This window comes from Sphingopyxis sp. Q841 (genome assembly GCF_052384365.1).
In the GTDB taxonomy this organism is placed as follows: Bacteria; Pseudomonadota; Alphaproteobacteria; order Sphingomonadales; family Sphingomonadaceae; genus Sphingopyxis; species Sphingopyxis terrae_A.
In genome coordinates this window covers 2,059,590-2,079,046 of the sequence record NZ_JBQSUM010000001.1, presented here as the reverse complement: position 1 = coordinate 2,079,046, position 19,457 = coordinate 2,059,590, and the positions used below count along the sequence as shown (strand labels likewise).

The 19,457-nt window shown below is 65.8% G+C and carries 15 protein-coding genes; 9 read left to right on the top strand and 6 right to left on the bottom strand.

Annotation, left to right across the window (positions count from 1 at the left end; all coding sequences use genetic code 11):
• Positions 1-3: 3 nt before the first annotated feature.
• From ACT17R_RS10260 to ACT17R_RS10240, 5 genes are read left to right on the top strand one after another with little or no spacing between them, the layout of a single operon-like run.
• Positions 4-1,635, top strand: coding sequence for a putative bifunctional diguanylate cyclase/phosphodiesterase (locus ACT17R_RS10260; protein WP_217373071.1), 1,632 nt, complete (start codon positions 4-6; stop codon positions 1,633-1,635).
• A 51-nt stretch (positions 1,636-1,686) separates the two neighbouring features.
• Positions 1,687-2,493, top strand: a complete 807-nt coding sequence (gene dapF / locus ACT17R_RS10255) for a diaminopimelate epimerase (protein WP_003043039.1) — start codon at positions 1,687-1,689, stop codon at positions 2,491-2,493.
• Complete coding sequence (locus ACT17R_RS10250; RefSeq protein WP_186401217.1) at positions 2,490-3,788, top strand: MiaB/RimO family radical SAM methylthiotransferase; 1,299 nt, start codon at positions 2,490-2,492, stop codon at positions 3,786-3,788. Before dapF ends, ACT17R_RS10250 begins: the two co-directional genes overlap by 4 nt.
• A complete protein-coding gene (ftsY, locus tag ACT17R_RS10245) occupies positions 3,785-4,711 on the top strand; it encodes a signal recognition particle-docking protein FtsY (RefSeq protein WP_062764286.1) in 927 nt (308 codons plus the stop codon). Before ACT17R_RS10250 ends, ftsY begins: the two co-directional genes overlap by 4 nt.
• The gene (locus ACT17R_RS10240) at positions 4,708-5,373 is read left to right on the top strand and encodes an inner membrane-spanning protein YciB (protein ID WP_082819833.1); all 666 of its coding nucleotides are present in this window, start codon (positions 4,708-4,710) and stop codon (positions 5,371-5,373) included. The genes ftsY and ACT17R_RS10240 overlap by 4 nt, the downstream gene beginning before the upstream one ends.
• Before the next feature lie 37 nt (positions 5,374-5,410).
• Here ACT17R_RS10240 and ACT17R_RS10235 read toward each other — a convergent pair whose 3' ends face one another.
• The 5 genes from ACT17R_RS10235 to ACT17R_RS10215 all read right to left on the bottom strand — a co-directional run bounded on the left by ACT17R_RS10235 (position 5,411) and on the right by ACT17R_RS10215 (position 11,394).
• The gene (locus tag ACT17R_RS10235) at positions 5,411-5,965 is read right to left on the bottom strand and encodes a gamma carbonic anhydrase family protein (protein ID WP_234179161.1); all 555 of its coding nucleotides are present in this window, start codon (positions 5,963-5,965) and stop codon (positions 5,411-5,413) included.
• Positions 5,962-8,217 carry a spermidine synthase gene (locus tag ACT17R_RS10230; protein WP_444809364.1) on the bottom strand — a complete coding sequence of 752 codons (2,256 nt, stop codon included), beginning with the start codon at positions 8,215-8,217 and terminating at the stop codon, positions 5,962-5,964. Before ACT17R_RS10230 ends, ACT17R_RS10235 begins: the two co-directional genes overlap by 4 nt.
• Positions 8,214-8,756 (bottom strand): GNAT family N-acetyltransferase, encoded by a 543-nt coding sequence (locus tag ACT17R_RS10225; protein WP_217373067.1) that lies wholly within the window; start codon positions 8,754-8,756, stop codon positions 8,214-8,216. Before ACT17R_RS10225 ends, ACT17R_RS10230 begins: the two co-directional genes overlap by 4 nt.
• On the bottom strand, positions 8,753-9,751 hold the full coding sequence (gene hemB / locus ACT17R_RS10220) for a porphobilinogen synthase (protein ID WP_217373066.1): 999 nt from the start codon (positions 9,749-9,751) through the stop codon (positions 8,753-8,755). The genes ACT17R_RS10225 and hemB overlap by 4 nt, the downstream gene beginning before the upstream one ends.
• Positions 9,752-9,837: 86 nt before the next feature.
• A complete protein-coding gene (locus ACT17R_RS10215; protein ID WP_444809363.1) occupies positions 9,838-11,394 on the bottom strand; it encodes a M23 family metallopeptidase in 1,557 nt (518 codons plus the stop codon).
• Between the two features lie 271 nt (positions 11,395-11,665).
• Between ACT17R_RS10215 and ACT17R_RS10210 the strand changes: the two genes are divergently transcribed.
• The 3 genes from ACT17R_RS10210 (at position 11,666) to fdxA (ending at position 15,231) form a co-directional block, all read left to right on the top strand.
• Positions 11,666-14,482 (top strand): helicase-related protein, encoded by a 2,817-nt coding sequence (locus tag ACT17R_RS10210; RefSeq protein ID WP_444809362.1) that lies wholly within the window; start codon positions 11,666-11,668, stop codon positions 14,480-14,482.
• On the top strand, positions 14,482-14,811 hold the full coding sequence (locus ACT17R_RS10205) for an RNA-binding S4 domain-containing protein (RefSeq protein ID WP_062901092.1): 330 nt from the start codon (positions 14,482-14,484) through the stop codon (positions 14,809-14,811). Before ACT17R_RS10210 ends, ACT17R_RS10205 begins: the two co-directional genes overlap by 1 nt.
• 81 nt (positions 14,812-14,892) lie before the next feature.
• The gene (fdxA, locus tag ACT17R_RS10200; RefSeq protein ID WP_003043060.1) at positions 14,893-15,231 is read left to right on the top strand and encodes a ferredoxin FdxA; all 339 of its coding nucleotides are present in this window, start codon (positions 14,893-14,895) and stop codon (positions 15,229-15,231) included.
• Between the two features lie 395 nt (positions 15,232-15,626).
• Here the strand turns inward: fdxA and ACT17R_RS10195 are convergent, their stop codons facing one another.
• A complete protein-coding gene (locus ACT17R_RS10195) occupies positions 15,627-17,324 on the bottom strand; it encodes a Fic family protein (RefSeq protein WP_444809361.1) in 1,698 nt (565 codons plus the stop codon).
• A 550-nt stretch (positions 17,325-17,874) separates the two neighbouring features.
• Between ACT17R_RS10195 and tldD the strand changes: the two genes are divergently transcribed.
• A complete protein-coding gene (gene tldD, locus ACT17R_RS10190) occupies positions 17,875-19,317 on the top strand; it encodes a metalloprotease TldD (protein WP_062903028.1) in 1,443 nt (480 codons plus the stop codon).
• The last annotated feature ends 140 nt before the right edge of the window (positions 19,318-19,457 follow it).

The following is a 19,457-nucleotide window of genomic DNA, read 5'->3' as shown; positions in this document are numbered from 1 at the left end:
AGCATGAATTCGACGATGAAGCCGCGAAACCGTAGCGAGGACGCCCGACGCGACATGATCGCAGGGGGAATCGTCGTCGCCGCGATAGTGATGTTCGTCGGCACCGGCGGCAATGTGATGCAGGCGGTGGTGCAGACGCTGATCGGCATCGGCGGCGGGCCGGACAAGGTCTTGTCGGCGGCGCTGATCCTGAATGTCGCGCTGATCCTGTTCGGCTGGCGCCGCTACGAAGACCTCAACCGCGAGATTCGCGAGCGCACCGAGGCCGAACAGCGCGCGCGCTATCTGGCCGACACCGATCCGCTGACCGGATTTCTGAACCGCCGCGCGCTGATCGTTGCGGGGCAGCAGCTCATCGCCAGCGCCGCGGCCGAAAAGCGCAATGTCGCCCTGTTCCTGCTCGACCTCGACCATTTCAAGACGGTCAACGATATTCACGGCCATGCCGCGGGCGACCGTGTGCTGCAGGTCGCGGCCGAGCGGATCACCGCCATCCTGCCGCCCAATGCGACCAAAGCGCGGCTCGGCGGCGACGAATTCGTCGCGATGATTCCGTTCGAGCCCGCCGCGCGCGCCAACATCGACGCGCTCGCCGCGGCACTGGTTTCGTCGCTCGAGGATTCGGTCGCCCATGATGCGCAGCATATCCGCATCGGCGCCTCGCTCGGCATCGCACTTGCCAATGATGCCAGCATGACGATGGAGACGATGATCCGCCAGGCGGACATCGCCATGTATCACTGCAAGGACGAGGGCCGGAACCGCTATTGCTGGTTCGAGCAGGGCATGGAAATGGCGGTCCAGGTCCGCAACCAGATCGAAAACGGCATCCGCGAAGGCATGCCGCGCGGCGAGTTCATTCCCTTTTTCGAGCCGCAGGTCGACATCGCGACCGGCCGCCTTGTCGGCTTCGAAATGCTGATGCGCTGGGATTCGCCCGAATATGGCATGATCCCGCCCGAACGCTTCATTCCAATCGCCGAGGAAAGCGGGCTGATCGGCGAATTGTCCCTGCTGGTCATTCGCCGCGCGATGGAAATCGCCAAAGGCTGGGATCCGTCGATCATTCTCGCGGTCAATATTTCTCCGCAACAGCTCAAGGATCCCTGGTTCAGCCAGAAGCTCACCAAGCTGCTGGTCGAAACGGGCTACCCCGCCAGCCAGCTCGAGGTCGAGATCACCGAAAGCTCGCTGTTCGAAAATCTGCCGCTGGTCCGCTCGATCGTCACCAGCCTCAAGAATCAGGGCGTTTCGCTCAGCCTCGACGATTTCGGCACCGGCTATAGTTCCTTGTCGCACCTGCGCGCGCTGCCCTTCGACCGCATCAAGATCGACCGCAGCTTCGTCGCCGCGATGCGGGGCAGCCCCGATGCGCAGGCGATTGTCGTGGCAATTGTCCGCCTCGGCGAAAGCCTGGCCATGCCGATCACTGCCGAGGGCGTCGAAGACGAAGCAACCGCCACCGAACTGACGCGGCTCGGCTGCGCGAAGGGTCAGGGCTGGTTCTACGGCCGCGCCGCATCGGCCGACGACACGGCGCGCATGCTTGCCGACCGCGGCCTTCTCCGCGCGCCCGCGCTGCCACAAACGCCACCGCCCGCCGGCGACGAGGAAGTGCTGCGCAAGACGGCCTGACGCCGCCACATCGCTAGACTTCGCCCGTCGGCGCCCTTACATGCGCGGACTATGGCGGACCGCTTCACCAAGATGCACGGCCTCGGCAACGACTTTGTCGTGATCGATGCGCGCGCGAACAGCGTCGAGATGACGCCGGCGCGGGCGCATGCGATTGCCGATCGCCGCCACGGCATCGGCTGCGACCAGCTGATCCTGCTCGAACCGTCGTCGAAGGCCGACGTCAAAATGCGGATATTCAACGCCGACGGCAGCGAGGTCGAGGCGTGCGGCAACGCGACGCGCTGCGTCGCCACGCTGATCGGCAAGCCCGCGGTCATCGAAACGCTGGGCGGGATGCTGCGCGTGACCCCCGCCGACGGCGGCGCCGAAGTCGTGCTGGGTGAACCCGTCTTCGATTGGGAGCATATTCCGCTCGCCATGCCGATGGACACCCGCGACATGCCCGTCGCGTGGGACGAACTGGAACATGGCGCGGCGGTCAATGTCGGCAATCCGCACATCATCTTCTTCGTCCCCGAAGCCGATGCAGTCGCACTGGGCGACCTCGGCCCGCGGATCGAGACCGACCCCCTGTTTCCCGAGCGGGTCAACGTCAATGTCGCGAGCCTCGACGGCGAAAATCAGCTCCAGCTTCGCGTCTGGGAACGCGGCGTCGGGCTGACGCAGGCGTGCGGCACGGGCGCGTGCGCGACCGCGGTCGCCGCCATCCGCGCCGGCATCGTCAAATCGCCCGTCACCGTGTCGCTTCCCGGCGGCGATCTGGTGATCCGTTGGTCGCCCGGCGAGCCGATCGTGATGAGCGGCGCGGCGACCCGCGTGTTCGAGGGCGAGACCGACTGGGCGCAATTCGGATGAGCGTTGCCGAAGCCGGCCGGGTCGAGGTCGTCAATTTCGGGTGCCGGCTGAATCTGGCCGAAGGCGAAGCGATCCGCGCCGCCGCAACGCGCGCCGCAGCGCCCGACACGATCGTGTTCAACAGCTGCGCGGTGACCGACGAAGCGGTGCGCCAAGCTCGCCAGGCCGTGCGCCGCGCGCTGCGCGAGCGCCCTGACACCGCGGTGGTCGTTACCGGCTGCGCCGCCGAACTGGAGGCCGAGCGCTTTGCCGATATGGGTGCGCGGGTGGTCGCCAACGATGCGAAGGGACTAACGGCAAGCTACCAAGTCGAAAATATTGCTTCGTCAAGCTCGGCACGAGCGGAGATGGATGACGCAGCTCCTCCTCCACCCTTCGCCCTGAGCCTGCCGAAGGGCCGTTCTTCCCTCCCCTACCTGCCTGCTCTTTCCGGCGCTGACCACGCCCGCGCTTTCCTGGGCGTCCAGACGGGCTGTTCGCATAGCTGCACTTTCTGCGCGACGGTGCTGGCACGGGGAACCGCCCGCTCGGCCACGGTCGGTTCGATCCTGACGGCGGCCCGAACGGCGATAGACCGCGGCCAGCGCGAGATCGTGCTGACCGGGGTCGATCTTGCCAGCTATGGCGACGACAGCGGCACCAGCCTTGCTGCGCTCGTCGAAGCCTTGCTGCGCCTGCCCCTCGAACGCCTCCGGCTTTCGTCGCTCGATCCGGACCGCATAGACGATGCGCTGTTCGCGCTGCTGACGCAGGATGCGCGGATCATGCCGCACGTTCATCTCTCGCTGCAGGCGGGCGACGACATGGTGCTGACGCGCATGAAGCGCCGCCACCGCCGCGCCGACGCGGTGCGGCTGGTCGAAAGGCTGAAGGCCGCGCGCCCGGAAATCGCGATCGGCGCCGACCTGATCGCCGGTTTTCCGACCGAGGATGCCGCCATGTTCGCGAACAGCCTGGCGCTGATCGACGATTGCGACATCGTTTTCGGTCACATCTTTCCTTACAGCGCGCGCAGCGGGACGCCCGCGGCGCGAATGCCGCAGGTCGGACGCAGCGCGGCGCGCGACCGGGCGGCGCGGCTGCGCGAGGCCAATGCGCGGCGGCGTCATGCCTGGCTGGACCGACTGACGGGATCGACAACAACCATGCTGGTCGAGCGCGACGGCCGAACCGGCCATGCCGAAAATTTCGCCGCGCTGATATTGGCCACGCCCGCCGAGCCGGGCGCCATCGTGCCGGTCCGTGCGGGCGCACGCGACGGCGACAGAATGACTGCGGAAAGGATATCGGGATGAGCGGACCGAGCTGGAGCGAGCGGCTGCTCGGCGGCTTTCGGCGCACGTCGGAACGGCTTGGCGAAAATCTGGCCGGGCTGACGGGCAAGTCGCGCCTCGACGAAGACGACCTCGACCGAATCGAGGAAGCGCTGATTACCGCCGACCTTGGCCCCGGCATGGCGGCGCGTATCCGCGACCGCCTGTCCGAACGCCGCGACATTGCCGCTAACGGCACCGACGAATTGCGCCGGGTCGTGGCCGAGGAGATTGCGGCGGTGCTGCGTCCGGTCGCCGAGCCGCTGGAAATCGATGCTTTCCCGCGCCCCCAGGTCATTTTGGTGATCGGGGTCAACGGGTCGGGCAAGACCACGACCATCGCGAAGCTCGCGCATCTGTTCCAGGAACAGGATTATGGCGTGATGCTGGTCGCCGGCGACACCTTCCGCGCTGCCGCGATCGGCCAGCTCAAGGTGTGGGCCGAACGGCTGGGCGTGCCGATCGTCACCGGACCCGAAGGCGGCGATGCGGCGGGCATCGTGTTCGATGCGGTCAAGCAGGCGACCGCGACGGGCATCGACGTGCTGATCGTCGACACCGCCGGGCGGCTTCAGAACAAGCGCGAACTGATGGACGAGCTTGCCAAGATCAAGCGCGTGCTCGGCCGCCTCAACCCCGCAGCACCGCACGACGTCGTGCTCGTTCTCGACGCGACCACCGGGCAGAATGCGCTATCGCAGATCGACGTGTTCCGTGACGTGGCGGGCGTGACCGGGCTCGTGATGACCAAGCTAGACGGCACCGCGCGCGGCGGCGTCCTCGTCGCCGCGGCCGAACGCCATGGCCTGCCCATCCACGCGATCGGCATCGGCGAAACGATCGACGATCTGCGCCCCTTCGACCCCGACGAGATCGCGGGCATCATTGCAGGAAATATCCGATGAGCGAACCGCTCGACCAGCTACCCGGCGGCCCCGAAGCCGTCCCCGCCGCGCCGCCCGCCAAGCATGGCTGGCTGAACTTCGCGATCGATTTCGGGCCGCTGCTGGTGTTTTTCCTGACCTACAAGTTCACCGCCGGCGGCCAGGGCGCCTTCGCGGCGACTGCGGGCGCGATCAAGGGCACGATCGCCTTCATGGTCGCGATCCTCGTTGCGATGGGCATCTCGAAATGGAAGCTCGGGCGGATTTCGCCGATGCTGTGGATGTCGGGTATCCTCGTCATCGGGTTCGGCGCGCTGACCGTCTATCTCCACGATCCCAAATTCATCGTGATGAAGCCGACGATCATCTATGCCGTCTTCGCGCTGATGCTGCTCGGCGGCTGGTGGTTCAAGAAACCGATGCTCAAATATCTGCTCCAGTCGGCGCTCGACGGGATGACCGAACGCGGCTGGCTGCTGCTGTCGCGCAACTGGGGCCTGTTCTTCGCCGCGCTCGGCATCGCAAACCATGTGATGTACGTGCTCATCGAAGCCGGGCGGATGAGTTTCGATACTTGGCTGACGATCAAGGTCTGGGGCGTGACCGCCCTGTCCTTCCTCTTCACGCTGACGCAGGTGCCGGTGATGCTGAAGAACGGGCTGGCGGTTCCGGAAGAAGATTAACTTCTCCCTCCCCCCCGCAATCGGGAGGAGGGAAGATTCAGCCGTCGATCGCCGCCTTGTGCATCCGTCCGTTGAGGACATAGTGGGCAACGCCCATCTGCATTCCCGCCGCCTGCGCGTCGCCGATTTCGCGCACCCGGCGCGCGGGCGACCCGGCCCATAGTTCGCGGTCGGGAATCTCTTTATTCTCGGTCAGCAGCGCGCCCGCCGCGAGCATCGCGTCGCTGCCGATGCGGCAGCCGTTCATCACCGTCGCCTTCAATCCGACGAAGGCGCGGTCGGCGAGCGTACAGCCATGCACCATCGCCATATGACCGATCAGCACATCCTCGCCGATGATCGTCGGATAGCCTTCGGGGCGGCCCGGCATCGGGCCGTCGCAGTGCACGACGCTGCCGTCCTGGATATTCGACCGCGCGCCGATAACGATACGGCTGACGTCGGCGCGCAGCACGCAATTATACCAGATGCTGACATCGGCGCCGATCGTCACGTCGCCGATGATCCTGCAACCCGGCGCAATGAAGGCGCTCGGGTCGATCTGCGGCGACTTGCCGTTGACGCTGATGATGCTGACGTCGGTGTAGGTCATTCATGTTTCCCGATCAGATTGCCCCAGAGAAGTATCGGTAGCGTGGACGCATAATCGTCGGTCCAGCGCTCGAACCCCGCCTCGCTACGCAGCGCGACCCAGGTATCGTTCGCGGCGGCATTCTGACGGGGGCGCAGGCCGTGCGTCAACTGGCCAAGGCGGGCAGGCGTCGCCGTCAGCGCCACCCAGTTCGATCCGGTGAGATCACCGAACTCGCTATCCTCCGGGCCGGGGTCGAGCCGGATCGCCGCGCTCCACCCGCGGCCTCGCGCCTCGGCGGCGAGCACGGGTTCGAGATCGAAGAAGCGGTTCGAGATATGGACGAGCAGGATGCCGCCGGGGCGCAGCGCGCGCGTATAGGCGTCAAACGCCTCGCGCGTCAGCAGATGCAGCGGGATTGCGTCCGACGAAAAGGCGTCGATGACCAGCACATCGAAGCGCGCGGGCGGCAGCTTCGCGATCTGCAGGCGCGCGTCGCCGATCACGATCGGCGTATCGGCGGCGCAGCGCGACAGGAAGGTGAATTTGGTGGGATCGCGCGCGATATCGGCCATGACCGGGTCGATTTCGAAGATCGTCCAGTGCTGCCCCGCCTTGCGATAGCAGGACAAGGTTCCCGTCCCCAGGCCGACGATGCCGACCGCGGCATCGGGCCCGGCGAGTTCGGGCAGCCTGTCGAGCGTCAGGCCGACCCCCGACTGATGGCCATAATAGGTGGTCGGATCGAGTTCGTGGCCGGGCGTCGTGCGCTGGAGTCCGTGCAGCGTCGTGCCATGCGCGAGCCGCCGCTGCTGATGATAGCGATCGTCGGTGACGGTGTAGATGCCGAAATAGCTGCGCACCCGCATCCCGTCGCGCCCCTTTTCGAGCGTCTGGACGCCCCCGAATCCGAGCATCAAGAGGAAGAGCACGGCAACATAGGCCCAGCGCCAGCGAATGACGAGCAGACCGACCGCCACGATGATCGCCGCCCAGACGACATGCGCGCCGTGCAGCGTCCCGTCCCAGGTCTCCACAAGCTTCCACGATGCGAAGGCGGCAATCGCGACCAATGCGACGACGACGGGTAGCGGGCGGCGCAGTCCCAGCCATTTTTCCCACGGCAGCAATGCAGGCAACGGCAAAAGCATCGCCGCGGCAAGCACGAGCACCGGATGCTCATAGACCCAGTTGAAGACGAGCGGCGCCACCAGCGCCGCGAAGGCGCCGCCAAGGACGCCCCCCGCCGACATGATCAGATAGAACAGGGTCAGATACCGCGGTCCCGGCCGCAGGAAATAGAGATAGCCGTGAAGCGCGGTCGCGACGACGAACAGCATGACGAGGCTCGCCAGCGCGACGAGCATCGTTCCGCCGCCCGTTCCGAGCAGCGCCTGTCCGCCGACGACCAGCAGCAGCGCCGGGGCGATCGTGACGATGACGTTGGTCAGCGACGTCCAGCTGGAAAAAGCGATCACGAAGCTGAACAGATACAGCCCGAGCGGCAATACCCAGAGCAAAGGCATCGCGACGATATCGGTCGTAAGATGCGTCGTCGTCGACAGCATCAGGCCCGACGGAACCGCGGCGATCAACAGCCAATGCACCTGTCGCCGCCAGTCCGGCCTGGCTTCGTCGCCGGCCGTGTCAGTCGGCTGGGCGCTTTCCGGGCCGCGCCCCCAGCGCGCCGCGGCGGCGGCCGCAACCAGCATGAACAGCAGAACATAGCCCAGCGTCCAGCCGATGCTCTGCTTCTCGAGCGGCAGCAGCGGTTCGACGAGCGCGGGATAACTGATCAGCCCGGCGAAGCTGCCCAGATTCGAAGCCGCATAGAGGAAATAGGGATCGCCGGCGCGCGGATCGGCGGCGAACCAACGCTGCATCAACGGCGCCTGCGCCGAAACCGCGAAAAAGACCGGTCCGATGGAGGCAAAGAGCAGGAGCGGCACCCACAGCGCCTCCTGCCCCGGCGCCGGCGGTGCGATCCGTGCAAGGCCGACCGGCAGCCACAGCGCGGCAACGAGCAGCAGGCCGAGATGGATCATCGCCTGCCGCCGCACCGCGAAACGCCCGAGCCAATGCGCATAGGCATAACCGCCAAGGAGCAGCGCCTGATAGACGAGCATCGCGCTGTTCCACACCGCCGGCGCCCCGCCGAGCCGCGGCAGCACCATGCGTGCGACCATCGGCTGAACGAGGAAGAGCAGGAAACTGCCGACCAATATGGTCAGAACGAACAGGAGCCGACGCGGCCCACGGTCGGCGACGGTCATACGCGAAGCCAATCTGCGCGAGAAAGCGAATAGGTAACATGGCGGCGCAATCGGTCGCCCGCGTCGAGCTTGGGATGATCGAAGTCGAGCCCGGTGCAATAGCCCATACCGAGCCGCTCCATCACCGCGCGGCTGCGACCATTGCCCTCCCACGTGATGGCCCGAATTTCGTCATCGTCACGATTGGCGAAACTCCACGCCGTTGCGGCCTTGGCAGCCTCGCTCGCATAGCCGGCGCCCCAACAATCGCGTGCCAGGCGCCAACCGATTTCAAGCTTGTCCCGCACCGGATCGATGTCGCCGCGGATCACGCCGCACCATCCGATCAGCCGCGCATCGTCGCGGCGTTCGAGCGCCCAGAAGCAATGGCCATGCTCGCTTTCGTGCCGCTGCATCCATTCGATCCGCGTCGCCGTAGCCGCCATGTCGAGCGGTGGCCCAAGCGTTGCCATCACATCGGGATCGCTGCAAATTTGCTGAAAGGGCGCGAGATCGCTTTCGCGCCAAGACCGCAAAACCAGTCGCTCGGTTTCGATCATGCAGCGAGGAGCCTCGCCGCGTGCAGTGCGTGATAGCTCAGAACCCCCGACGCGCCGGCGCGGCGGAAGGCGAGCAGGGTTTCGAGGACGAGCGCGTCGCGGTCGCCCGCGCCTGCCGCGGCGGCGGCCTCGATCATCGCATATTCGCCCGACACCTGATAGGCATAGACCGGCACCGCGAAAGCGTCCTTCACCGCGCGCACCACGTCGAGATAGGGGAGGCCCGGCTTGACCATCACGCTGTCTGCGCCCTCGGCCAGATCCTGTTCGACCTCGCGCAGCGCCTCTTCGACGTTGGCGGGGTCCATCTGATAGGTTTTCTTGTCGCCCTTCAGCAACCCGCGCGACCCCACCGCATCGCGGAAGGGACCATAGAAGGCCGACGCATATTTGGCGGCGTAGCTCATGATCTGGACATGGCCGAAGCCCTCGATCTCCAGCGCTTCGCGGATCGCACCGATGCGTCCGTCCATCATGTCGCTGGGCGCTATGATGTCGGCGCCCGCGCGCGCCTGGTTGAGCGCCTGGCCGACCAGCACCTCGACCGTTTCATCGTTGAGGACATAGCCCGCCGCGTCGATGAGCCCGTCCTGCCCGTGGCTGGTATAGGGATCGAGCGCGACGTCGGTCAGCACGCCGATCGCATCGCCGAGCGTGTCCTTGATCGCCGCGGTTGCGCGGCACATCAGATTGTCGGGATTGAGCGCCTCGGCGCCGTCTTCGCTGCGCCGGTCGGGCTGCGTATAGGGAAAGAGGGCAAGACAGGGGATGCCTGCATCGACCGCATCGCGCGCGCGCGCGACGAGCAGGTCGACTGACCATCGCGAAACGCCGGGCAGGCTGGTGATCGGTTCTTCGACGCCGTCACCCTGACAGACGAATAGCGGCCAGATCAGATTGGCGGAAGTCAGCTGCGTCTCGCGCACCATTGCGCGGCTCCAGGCGGTTCGGCGGGTGCGGCGCAGGCGCAGGTCGGGGAAAGCGGCGTGAGTCATGCCCCTGTGCATAGCGGCGCTTGGCCGCCGGGCAAACGGATATTGGATGTCGGTGCGCCCTGCCCGTGGGCGGGACGGTGCCGCCGTCAGATCCCCTCGCCGGCCCGCTTCGATGCGGTGTCGGCGAGCGAACCGAGCTTGGGCCCTTCGGCGGGCCGGACGGCGACCGGCGTCAGCGCGGCGCCGACCGAGACCGAGGTGAGCTGGCGAATGCGGGCACGGAAGTCGGCGAGCGCCTTGCCTTCGAGCTGTGCGCGCGTCACGAAGCTGACCGACAGCGGGTTCACCGCGACGCCGTTGCGATAGACTTCATAGTGAAGATGCGGGCCGGTCGACAGGCCGCTCGACCCGATATAACCGATGACCTGACCGCGATTGACGCGCTGGCCGGGGCGCACCGCGATGCGGCTCATATGGCCATAACCGGTGCCAAGTCCTGCGCCATGGTTCAGCTTCACATAATTGCCGAAACCGCCGGTCCGCCCCGCGATCGTCACCACGCCGTCGCTGACCGCATAGATGGGCGCGCCGTAGCCGCCCCCGAAATCGACGCCGCTATGCATGCGCGTATAGCCGAGGATCGGATGGCGGCGCATGCCGAAGGTCGAGGTGATGCGGCCGTTCGTCGGACGGATCATGCCGCCGCGCTGCTGCCCGATGCCCGAGGCCTCATACCATTGGGTGCGGCCGTCGACGGTCCATTCGATCATCGACAGCTTCGGCTTTCCGCCGCGCACCAGCCCGGCGTAAAGCAGCTTGCCCGTCTCGCTCTCGCCCGTTTCGGCGCGGCGATGGTCGAGGATGATGTCGAATTCGTCCGATGAGCGAATATCGCTGCCGACCGAAATCTGGCGGCTGATCACGCGCAGATAGGATTGGATCGCCTCGGGCGGCGCGCCGGCGGCGCGCGCCGAGCGATAGAGGCTGTCGCCGACCCGGCCGCGAATGCGCAGCGGCGTATTGTCGACCGCGATCGGGATGCGGCGCATCACCAACCGGCCGTCGATGCGCTCCATCTCGATCCGCAGATCGAAACGCGCGCGCATGGCAAGCGCATCGACCGGGCGCGGCATCGTGCGCGCGGCGCGGCGGCCGAGGATCAGGTCAATGCGCGTTCCCGCGGCAATATCGGCCAGCGGGACGGCGCCCGCGACCTGGCTGGCGATCGCCTGCGCATCGGGGCTGCCGACGCCCGAGCGTTCGAGTACGCGAGCGAAGCTGTCGCCTTGCCCCAGTGTCGCGGTGAGTTCGATCTGCGGCCGTTCGGGCGTCTGGGCCAGCGGGCGCACCGCGTCGGTTGCCGCCATATGGCGCCCGGTATCGCCGCCATAGGCGATCGGCACGATCATCTGCGCACGCGCTTCGTTGAAGTCCGATGCGTCGAGCGCCGGAGCGCCGCCGATCTCGAGCGGTTTCAGCCCCGGAAAGGTCGATATGGCCGTGCCGCAGAGCAAGGTGAGCGTGGCCAGCCCGCGCCACCATTCCGCCGATCCGATATTGTCGCCAAGGTCGGGGACGAGGTCGATATGCGCGAAACGGTCGCGCAGCGCGTCGATCCAGGACAGCGCGCGGGGCGGTTCGTCGGCAGCACGGCGCAGCGAAATCGCCTGCGACATCGACAGGGTCGCGGCATTGCCCGACATACCCGCGATGGGTTCGTGACGCTGAAACAAATCGCAATCCCCGCTCGACGGGCCCCCAAAGCCCGGCCGTCGATCATGTTTTCGACCCGAGGTCTGTAAACAAAGGCCGTTAAAGTCAATTTAACGGCCACGCGAACGCGCGGGCTTGCGGCCAGTCGTGGCGCGTGCGGGTTATAATGTGCCGCAATCGGGAAATCGACCGGATCGACCCGCCTTCGTCGATCCGCTGTTGCGCCGCCGCGCCGCCCGTGCCAGCGTTGCATCCAAGAAAATGCCGTCCCACTCCTCCCACCCGGTCAAGGCTGTCCTTGGCCCCACCAACACCGGCAAAACCCATTTGGCGGTCGAGCGCCTGACGGCGCACGCCAGCGGAATGATCGGCTTTCCGCTGCGCCTGCTGGCGCGCGAGGTCTATGACCGGGTTGTGGCAATCAAAGGGCCGGCGCAGGTCGCGCTCGTCACCGGCGAGGAACGCATCTGGCCCGCCGAAGCGCGCTATGTGCTGGGCACGATGGAGGCGCTGCCGGTCGACCGCGACGTCGCCTTCGTCGGCATCGACGAGGCGCAGCTCGGCGCCGACCCCGAGCGCGGCCATGTCTTCACCGACCGCGTGCTTCGCGCGCGCGGCCGCGAAGAGACGATGATCCTTGGTTCGGCGAGCATCAAGGGGCTGGTGCGCGATCTGGTTCCCGAAATCGAGGTGATCAGCCGGCCGCGCTTTTCGACGCTGAGCTATGCCGGCGCCGCGAAGCTGTCGCGCCTGCCCAAACGATCGGCGATCGTCGCCTTCTCGGCCGAGGAGGTCTATGCGATCGCCGAGATGCTGCGCCGCTTCTCAGGCGGCGCCGCGGTGGTCATGGGGGCGCTCAGCCCCAAGACGCGCAACGCGCAGGTCGCGATGTTCGAAGCGGGCGAAGTCGACTATCTCGTCGCCACCGACGCGATCGGCATGGGGCTGAACCTCGACGTCCAGCATGTCGCTTTCGCGAGCCTGCAGAAATTCGACGGCCGCCGGGTCCGCCGTCTGACCATATCGGAAATGGCGCAGATCGCCGGACGCGCCGGGCGGCACCAGCAGGACGGCAGTTTCGGCACTGTCGGTCAGCCACAGGGCGGCTTCACGCCTGAAGAAATCGCCGCGATCGAAGGGCATCATTTCCCGCCGCTGACCAGCCTGTTCTGGCGCAATCCGGCGCCGCGCTTCGATACGCTCGACACGCTGATCGCCGACCTTGCGCGGCCGCCGGAGCACAAGGCGCTGCGCCCCGCCCCCGAGGCCGTGGATATTGCGGTGCTCAAGCATCTGGCGAGCGACATGGAGGTGCGTGCACGCGCTGGCGAAGCCGCTGCGGTTCAGCGCCTGTGGGACGTGTGCGGCCTCCCCGATTTCGAACAGCTCGGCCCCGAACATCATAGCCGCACCGTCCTCAAGCTGTGGCAGTGGCGCACGAGCGGCAACGGGATGATCGACCCCGACTGGTTCGCGCGCCGCCTCGCGCGGCTCGACCAGGTTGACGGCGATATCGACCAGCTCGCAAGCCGCATTGCCGCGGTCCGCACCTTATGCTTTATCGCCCAGCGCGGCGACTGGATCGAAGGCGGCGCCGGATGGACCGAGCGCACGCAGGACCTCGAATCGCGATTGTCCGACGCGCTGCATGCGGCGCTCGCGCAGCGCTTTGTTGATCGCCGCCTTGCGCTGCTGATCCGCGATGCGGGGCAGCGCCACGCCGCGCTGCCGGTCGCGGTCGGCGCCGACGGCACCGTCGCCGTCGACGGCGAAGCGATCGGGACGCTCAAAGGCTTTCAGTTCAAGGTCGACCCCGGCGCGCGCGCCAGCGATCACCGCCTGTTGCTCGCCGCCGCCGAGAAGCATCTGCGCGCCGAACTCGCGCGCCGCGCCGCGCTGCTCGCAAGCGGCGAGGACAAGGCGATCGAACTGGTCAGCGAAGCCGGCGCCCCGCCCCGGCTCGCCTGGCACGGCCAGACGATCGCGACACTCGCGCGCGGCCCGACGCTTGTACAGCCGGCAATCCAGATCGACCCGTCGCTGCGGCGGCTCGAACCGCAGCAGGTGCAGGCGATTGCCGAGCGGCTGCAGATTTTCGTCGCCGAACAGCTCGCGCGCCACGCCGCGCCGCTGGCCGCGATGGGCGAAGCGGCCGGCGACCTCTTCACCCCGCCGCACGTCCGCGCGCTGCTCGCCGCGCTCGTCGATGGCGGCGGCATGGCGCCGCGCGCGCAGGTCGAGGCGCAACTGGGCGCGATGAGCGCGGACGAACGCCCCTATCTGCGCAGGCTCGGGCTGACCGTCGGGTCGCTCGACCTATTTCATCACCTGCTGCTCAAGCCCGAAGCGGTGCGCTGGCGCGCCGCGCTGCTCGCGGCGCAACAAGGAAGCGCGCCAATCCCGGCGCTGCCGCCGCAGGGCGCGGTGCTGCAGAAGACCGGCAACCACGGCGGGCTGCGCATTGCAGGCTTTCGCCGCTGTGCTTCGGGCTGGCTGCGCATCGACATGGCCGAAAAGCTGGCGCGCCAGGCCCATGCCGCGCGCCTGAAGGCCGCGCACCCGCCGACCGAGCCCGTCGCGGGTGCAGCCGAACATCATGCCGACCATTCTGACGGCGCCGACGAAGGTCAGGGGGTTTCGGCCGCGCCGCCGCCCGGTTTCGTCATCGACCCGGCGCTCGCCACATCGCTCGGGCTTGACGAGGAAGCGCGCCGCGCGCTGCTGCAGGCGTTCGGCTTTCGCAGCGTCGGCGATCCCGCGCTCCAGCGCTGGCGCTGGTCGGGGCTTAAGGCCGCCGACAAGCGCAAGCGGCGCAAGCACAAGGTGGGCGACAATCGGCCTGAAGCAAAAGCCGCGCCCTCTACCGACGGACACCCGGCGCGGCACCGAGCCAAGCCGGGCAAGACCGGCAAGCCGACCACGGCAAAGGGTCAGCGGCCCCAAGGGCAGCAGCAGGGCAAAGCCGGGGTGCGGCCACCACGAACCGACCGTCCCGAGCGCCCGGTCCGGCGCGGCCCGTCGCCGAACAGCCCCTTCGCCGGGCTGGCCGCGCTAATGGCAGAGGCGCGCAAGGACTGATGGCGAGCCCCGGCGCAGCAGGCAGCATCCGGCTCGACAAGCTGCTCTGGTATCTGCGCTTCGCGCGCTCGCGCAGCATCGCGCAGGCGATGGTCGCGGCGGGCCATATCCGTCTCGACGGCCGCCGTGTCAGCCGCGCGTCGGTCGCGGTCCATCCCGGCGCGACGATCGTGCTGCCGGTCGGCGAACGCATCGAGGTGATCCGCCTCCTGACCCTGCCGCCACGCCGCGGTCCCGCGCCCGAAGCGCAGGCTTGTTACGAACGACTGGCCCCTGCGCCGGCCTCCCGGGGAAATGAGAGTGATTCGCAACTGGCGGCGGACCATTGACGCATCGCCGCCACGCGGCATAGGAGGCGGGGAATCGCAACAAGGGGCGGCAGCAATCCGCCACGAAGGGAGCCCTTACCCATGACCTATGTCGTCACCGACGCCTGCATCCGCTGCAAATATATGGATTGCGTCGAGGTTTGCCCCGTGGACTGCTTCTATGAGGGCGAGAATATGCTCGTCATCAACCCCAATGAATGCATCGATTGCGGCGTGTGCGAACCCGAATGTCCCGCCGAGGCGATTCTGCCCGATACCGAGAGCGGCCTTGAAAAATGGCTGGAAGTGAACAGCAAGTTCAGTGCCGAATGGCCGAACATCACGACCAAGAAGGACAGCCCTGCGGACGCCGACGAATATAAGGGCGTCGACGACAAATATGAAAAATTCTTCTCGCCCGAACCGGGCGAAGGCGACTGAGACCAAGAACAGGGCGCATTGTTAAGTTAAGACTATGTGATTGAAATAATTTTTCAAATCACATCCGCGTAATTTCAGACCCACACGGCCCCACCGCGCATCTGAATTCACGATACAGTCCGTTCCGTTCAATTCCTCTGCTATTGTTGTCTGAGATTGTCTATTCTACTCCATCGCGCAACGACAATAGGCCAAAGTATTTATCGCCATAAGATTTGAGGTCTGAAGTTGTCATGCGCAGCCTCGGGGGAGCGACCAGCGGGAAGGCGCGCGATGGGTAGGATTGGCCGATTGCGCTCGGGCGGCTTTCAGTGAGCAGACAACGAGAACGGACGTTCTGAGTTGCTGGAGAATGATTAGTCGAAAGCCGCCTCCCAAGTGCGACCGTCAATCAATCAACGCGCGGCGGGCAGCTCGGCCGTTGCCTCGCCGTTCAGCGCCCGCGTTACGAGGTCCGCGAGAAACTCGGCAAACGGCACAATATCCTGCTCGCTGCTCGCTGCTTCCAGTGCGGCCATATAATCCTTGCGACGCTCGACCGGAATGACAGTCCAAGGGTAGCCGCCGGCCGCGAGCATGAGATTCATGAGGAAGCGGCCGGTTCGTCCGTTCCCGTCCATATATGGGTGAATATAGACGAATATGAAATGGCCGAGCACGACACGAACCGAGGCGTCTTTCTCCTCTCTCAAAAGCTCGAAGAACACTGGCATAGCATCACGCATCGCATCCGGACTCAGCGGTACATGAAGCGCTCCGCTCAGATAAACCTGTCCGCTGCGATATCCCGCAAGATCCTTCGCTTCGACCAGCCCCGCCTGAACGTTGGGGCTGAACATCGCCCGGTACCAGTCGCCATGATCCGCATCCGCGACTTCGCCGGGATTGGCACCGCCAAGCACATCGCGGACGCTATCCAGAACCGCTTGATAGGCGAGCCAGTAGCCGCGGGCTGCGAGGCCGTTCTTTAGCTCGCGGTCGGCGGCATCGGCATCGGGGTTCCAAGCGCCGCTGCGCACACGGTCGATAAGTTCGGGGCTTACGCGACATCCCTCGATCGACAGCGAGTGATAAGCGTCAGTAATATAATTGTCCTGAACGCTTTTGAGAAAGGCCTCGACGTCACCCGGAAGCCCGGGCGCCCTCGGAAAGCGCTCGATGATCGGGCCGCGCATCATATCCCACATGAGCCGAATGCGCCCGGCATAGGGCGAACGCTCGCGCGGCGGCAAAACGGAAAGCTTTTGCTCGAACGGATCGGTTTCTCGAACCCGGTATCCCGCCCCGTCCATCGCCTTTAGAATATCGTCTGCAATCCGCCCGCGCCCGATGTTGCGGAATGCGCCGGCAAGCCGACCGGCAACGGTACTTTGCCCTTTATCCAGCAGGCGCTCGAGAAGCTCCGACGCGTCACGGATCGTCGCCAGCGCCGCGCGCGCGTCGATTGCATTGGCTTCGAAATAGCCCGGACTCGCCGCGATCAGCGCAGCGGGGATCGAAAAAAGCCTTAGCCCGTCCTGCACGACGAGGTCGTTTCCTTCAGGGATCGCAGCCCTCGTGTCGAAGAGCGATGTGCCGAGTAGTAGCCCGGTTGCCTTGTTACCGGCTTTCTTGGCCCGAACGAGCAACTGGCGGGGAATAGTCCGGTTGCCGGTCTGCAATGCGAGAGAAAGCTCGGGCGTAAGCGACCATGTTTCGCCGAACCGCTCGGCGAGATATTGGGCGCAGAAGCTCCAATAGGCGGTGTACCAGATACCGCTTTCGCCTTGCATGGTTTCCGGCGGGCTGGCGATGTACCAGCCTTTCATCACGGGCCTTAGAAACCCGCGCCGAATGAGGAGTTCACGCTGCGGCCTGTCGAGATCCTCGCTCCGAATTGCCACACGCCCATCATTTTGCAGCTGATGAAGCGCTTCGAGCGCGTTGGCCAATTTTTCCTGCGGGGTCGCCATTTGCATCTCTTGGAGTGATTTTAGGTTATTCGGCGGCACAGTTTTTAGGTTATTCAGATGTACGCTTTTTAGGTTATTATGCAAGACGAATTTTAGGTTTTCTTGTGGAGCGATTTTTAGGTAATTAAGATAGCCGCGCACAGCCGAGTCCACTACTCAGCTTGGCTGCAGGTCACGCTCATGGCTGCGCGGAAAGATGGCGCGCTGAGCGAGGAAGATTATCTGCGGGCCGTTCGGTGATCTTGCGTATATTCTGGCTCATCTGACACCCACCGGAGCAGATATCTTTTGGATCGAAAGCCCGGCTGGAGTGATATCGCACGATGACATAAGGACGGCTTACAAAGCAGGGCAGATTCATCGCGTAAATTAGCCAGTTGCTGACCACCTCGCGGGAAGCCATCGCGCAACAACCGCGAGGATCGAGAGTGATGCGATAGGCCGAATTGGCGGCAGATACCCGAAACGCCTCTCGACCCCGCAGCAAAGCTGGAGTTCTGAAAAACAGTTCGGGACTATGGGAGATTAGAAGGCCGCGGACAGGGCGGATTTCCCCGCCCTTTTCTTTTGCAGTTCCCGCCGCTGATACGGGGAGTGCTGCAAGGCTGCGCACCGCCTGTCGTTGAAGCGCCGCGGCACGGCGGCACCGAACGGGCTTTGCGCCATGGCTATGCGCGCCTATATCATGCGCATGACAAGCCCCACCGATCCCCGCCGCTTCCTGTACCGCACCGATGCGCTCGACCCCGATCTGGCGCAGAAACTCGCGCGCGAGGCACTGGCGAAGGCCGACGATGGCGAGCTTTATCTGCAATATCGCGCGACCGAGAGCTTCGGCTTCGACGACGGGCGCCTGAAGACCGCCGACTATTCGACCGACGCCGGCTTCGGGCTGCGCGCCGTGTCGGGCGAAATGACGGGCTTTGCGCACGCCAGCGACGTCAGCGCCGGCGCGATCCGGCGCGCCGCCGAAACGCTCGCGTTGCTCGATCCCGCAAAGCAGGCACCCGCCGGCCCGCCGCCGCGCACCAACCGCCACCTCTATGACGAGGCGAACCCGCTCGACCTTATCCCCTTCGCGAAGAAGGTCGACCTCTGCCAGAAGATCGACGCCGCCGCGCGCGCGCGCGATCCGCGCATCGTCCAGGTCTCGGTCGCGCTCGCGGGCAGCTGGTCGGTGGTCGAGATCGTCCGCGCCGACGGTTTCCTCGCAACCGACATACGCCCGCTCGTCCGCCTCAACGTCTCGATCGTCGTCGAGGAAAACGGGCGGCGCGAGAGCGGCTATTTCGGCCTTGGTGGCCGCTACATGTACGATCATCTGTTCGAGGATGCGCAGTGGAACCGCGCGATCGACGAGGCGCTGAACCAGGCGCTCGTCAACCTGCGCGCGGTCGACGCCCCGGCGGGCGAGTTCACCGTTTTGCTCGGCCCCGGCTGGCCAGGCGTGCTGCTGCACGAAGCGGTCGGCCACGGGCTTGAGGGCGATTTCAACCGCAAGGGCACCAGCGCCTTTTCGGGCCGGATCGGCGAGCGCGTCGCAGCGGCGGGCGTCACGGTGGTCGATGACGGCGCGATGGAAAGCCCGGTCGGCGGCGGCCGCCGCGGGTCGCTCAGCATCGACGACGAGGGCACGCCGACCGGCGAGACGATCCTGATTGAGGACGGCATCCTCAAGGGCTATATGCAGGACCGCCTCAATGCCCGGCTGATGGGGGTCGAGCCCACCGGCAACGGCCGCCGCGAAAGCTTCGCGCACGCGCCGATGCCGCGAATGACCAACACCTTCATGCGCGGCGGCAACGACGATCCCGCCGAGCTGCTGAGCCGCGTCAAGAACGGCATCTTCGCCAAGAGCTTCGGCGGCGGACAGGTCGACATCGTGTCAGGCAAGTTCGTCTTCAGCTGCACCGAAGCCTACAAGATCGAGAACGGCAAGATCGGGGACTCGATCAAGGGCGCGACCCTGATCGGCGACGGGCCGAGCGTGCTGACCAAAGTCAGCGGCATCGGCAACGACATGGCGATCGACGAAGGCATCGGCATCTGCGGCAAGGGGGGCCAGAGCGTCCCTGCGGGCGTCGGCCAGCCGACGCTGCTCGTGAACGGCCTGACGGTGGGCGGGACGGCGTGACAATCGCCTGACTGCGAGGAAAAGTGAAGAAGCAATCTCGATCGGCTGGCCTTGCGTAGCGGCGATGACTGGAGATTGCGTCGCTTCGCGCGCAATGCCGAAGACTGTGACTGCCCTCACTTGGCGTTCGCCCGATCCGC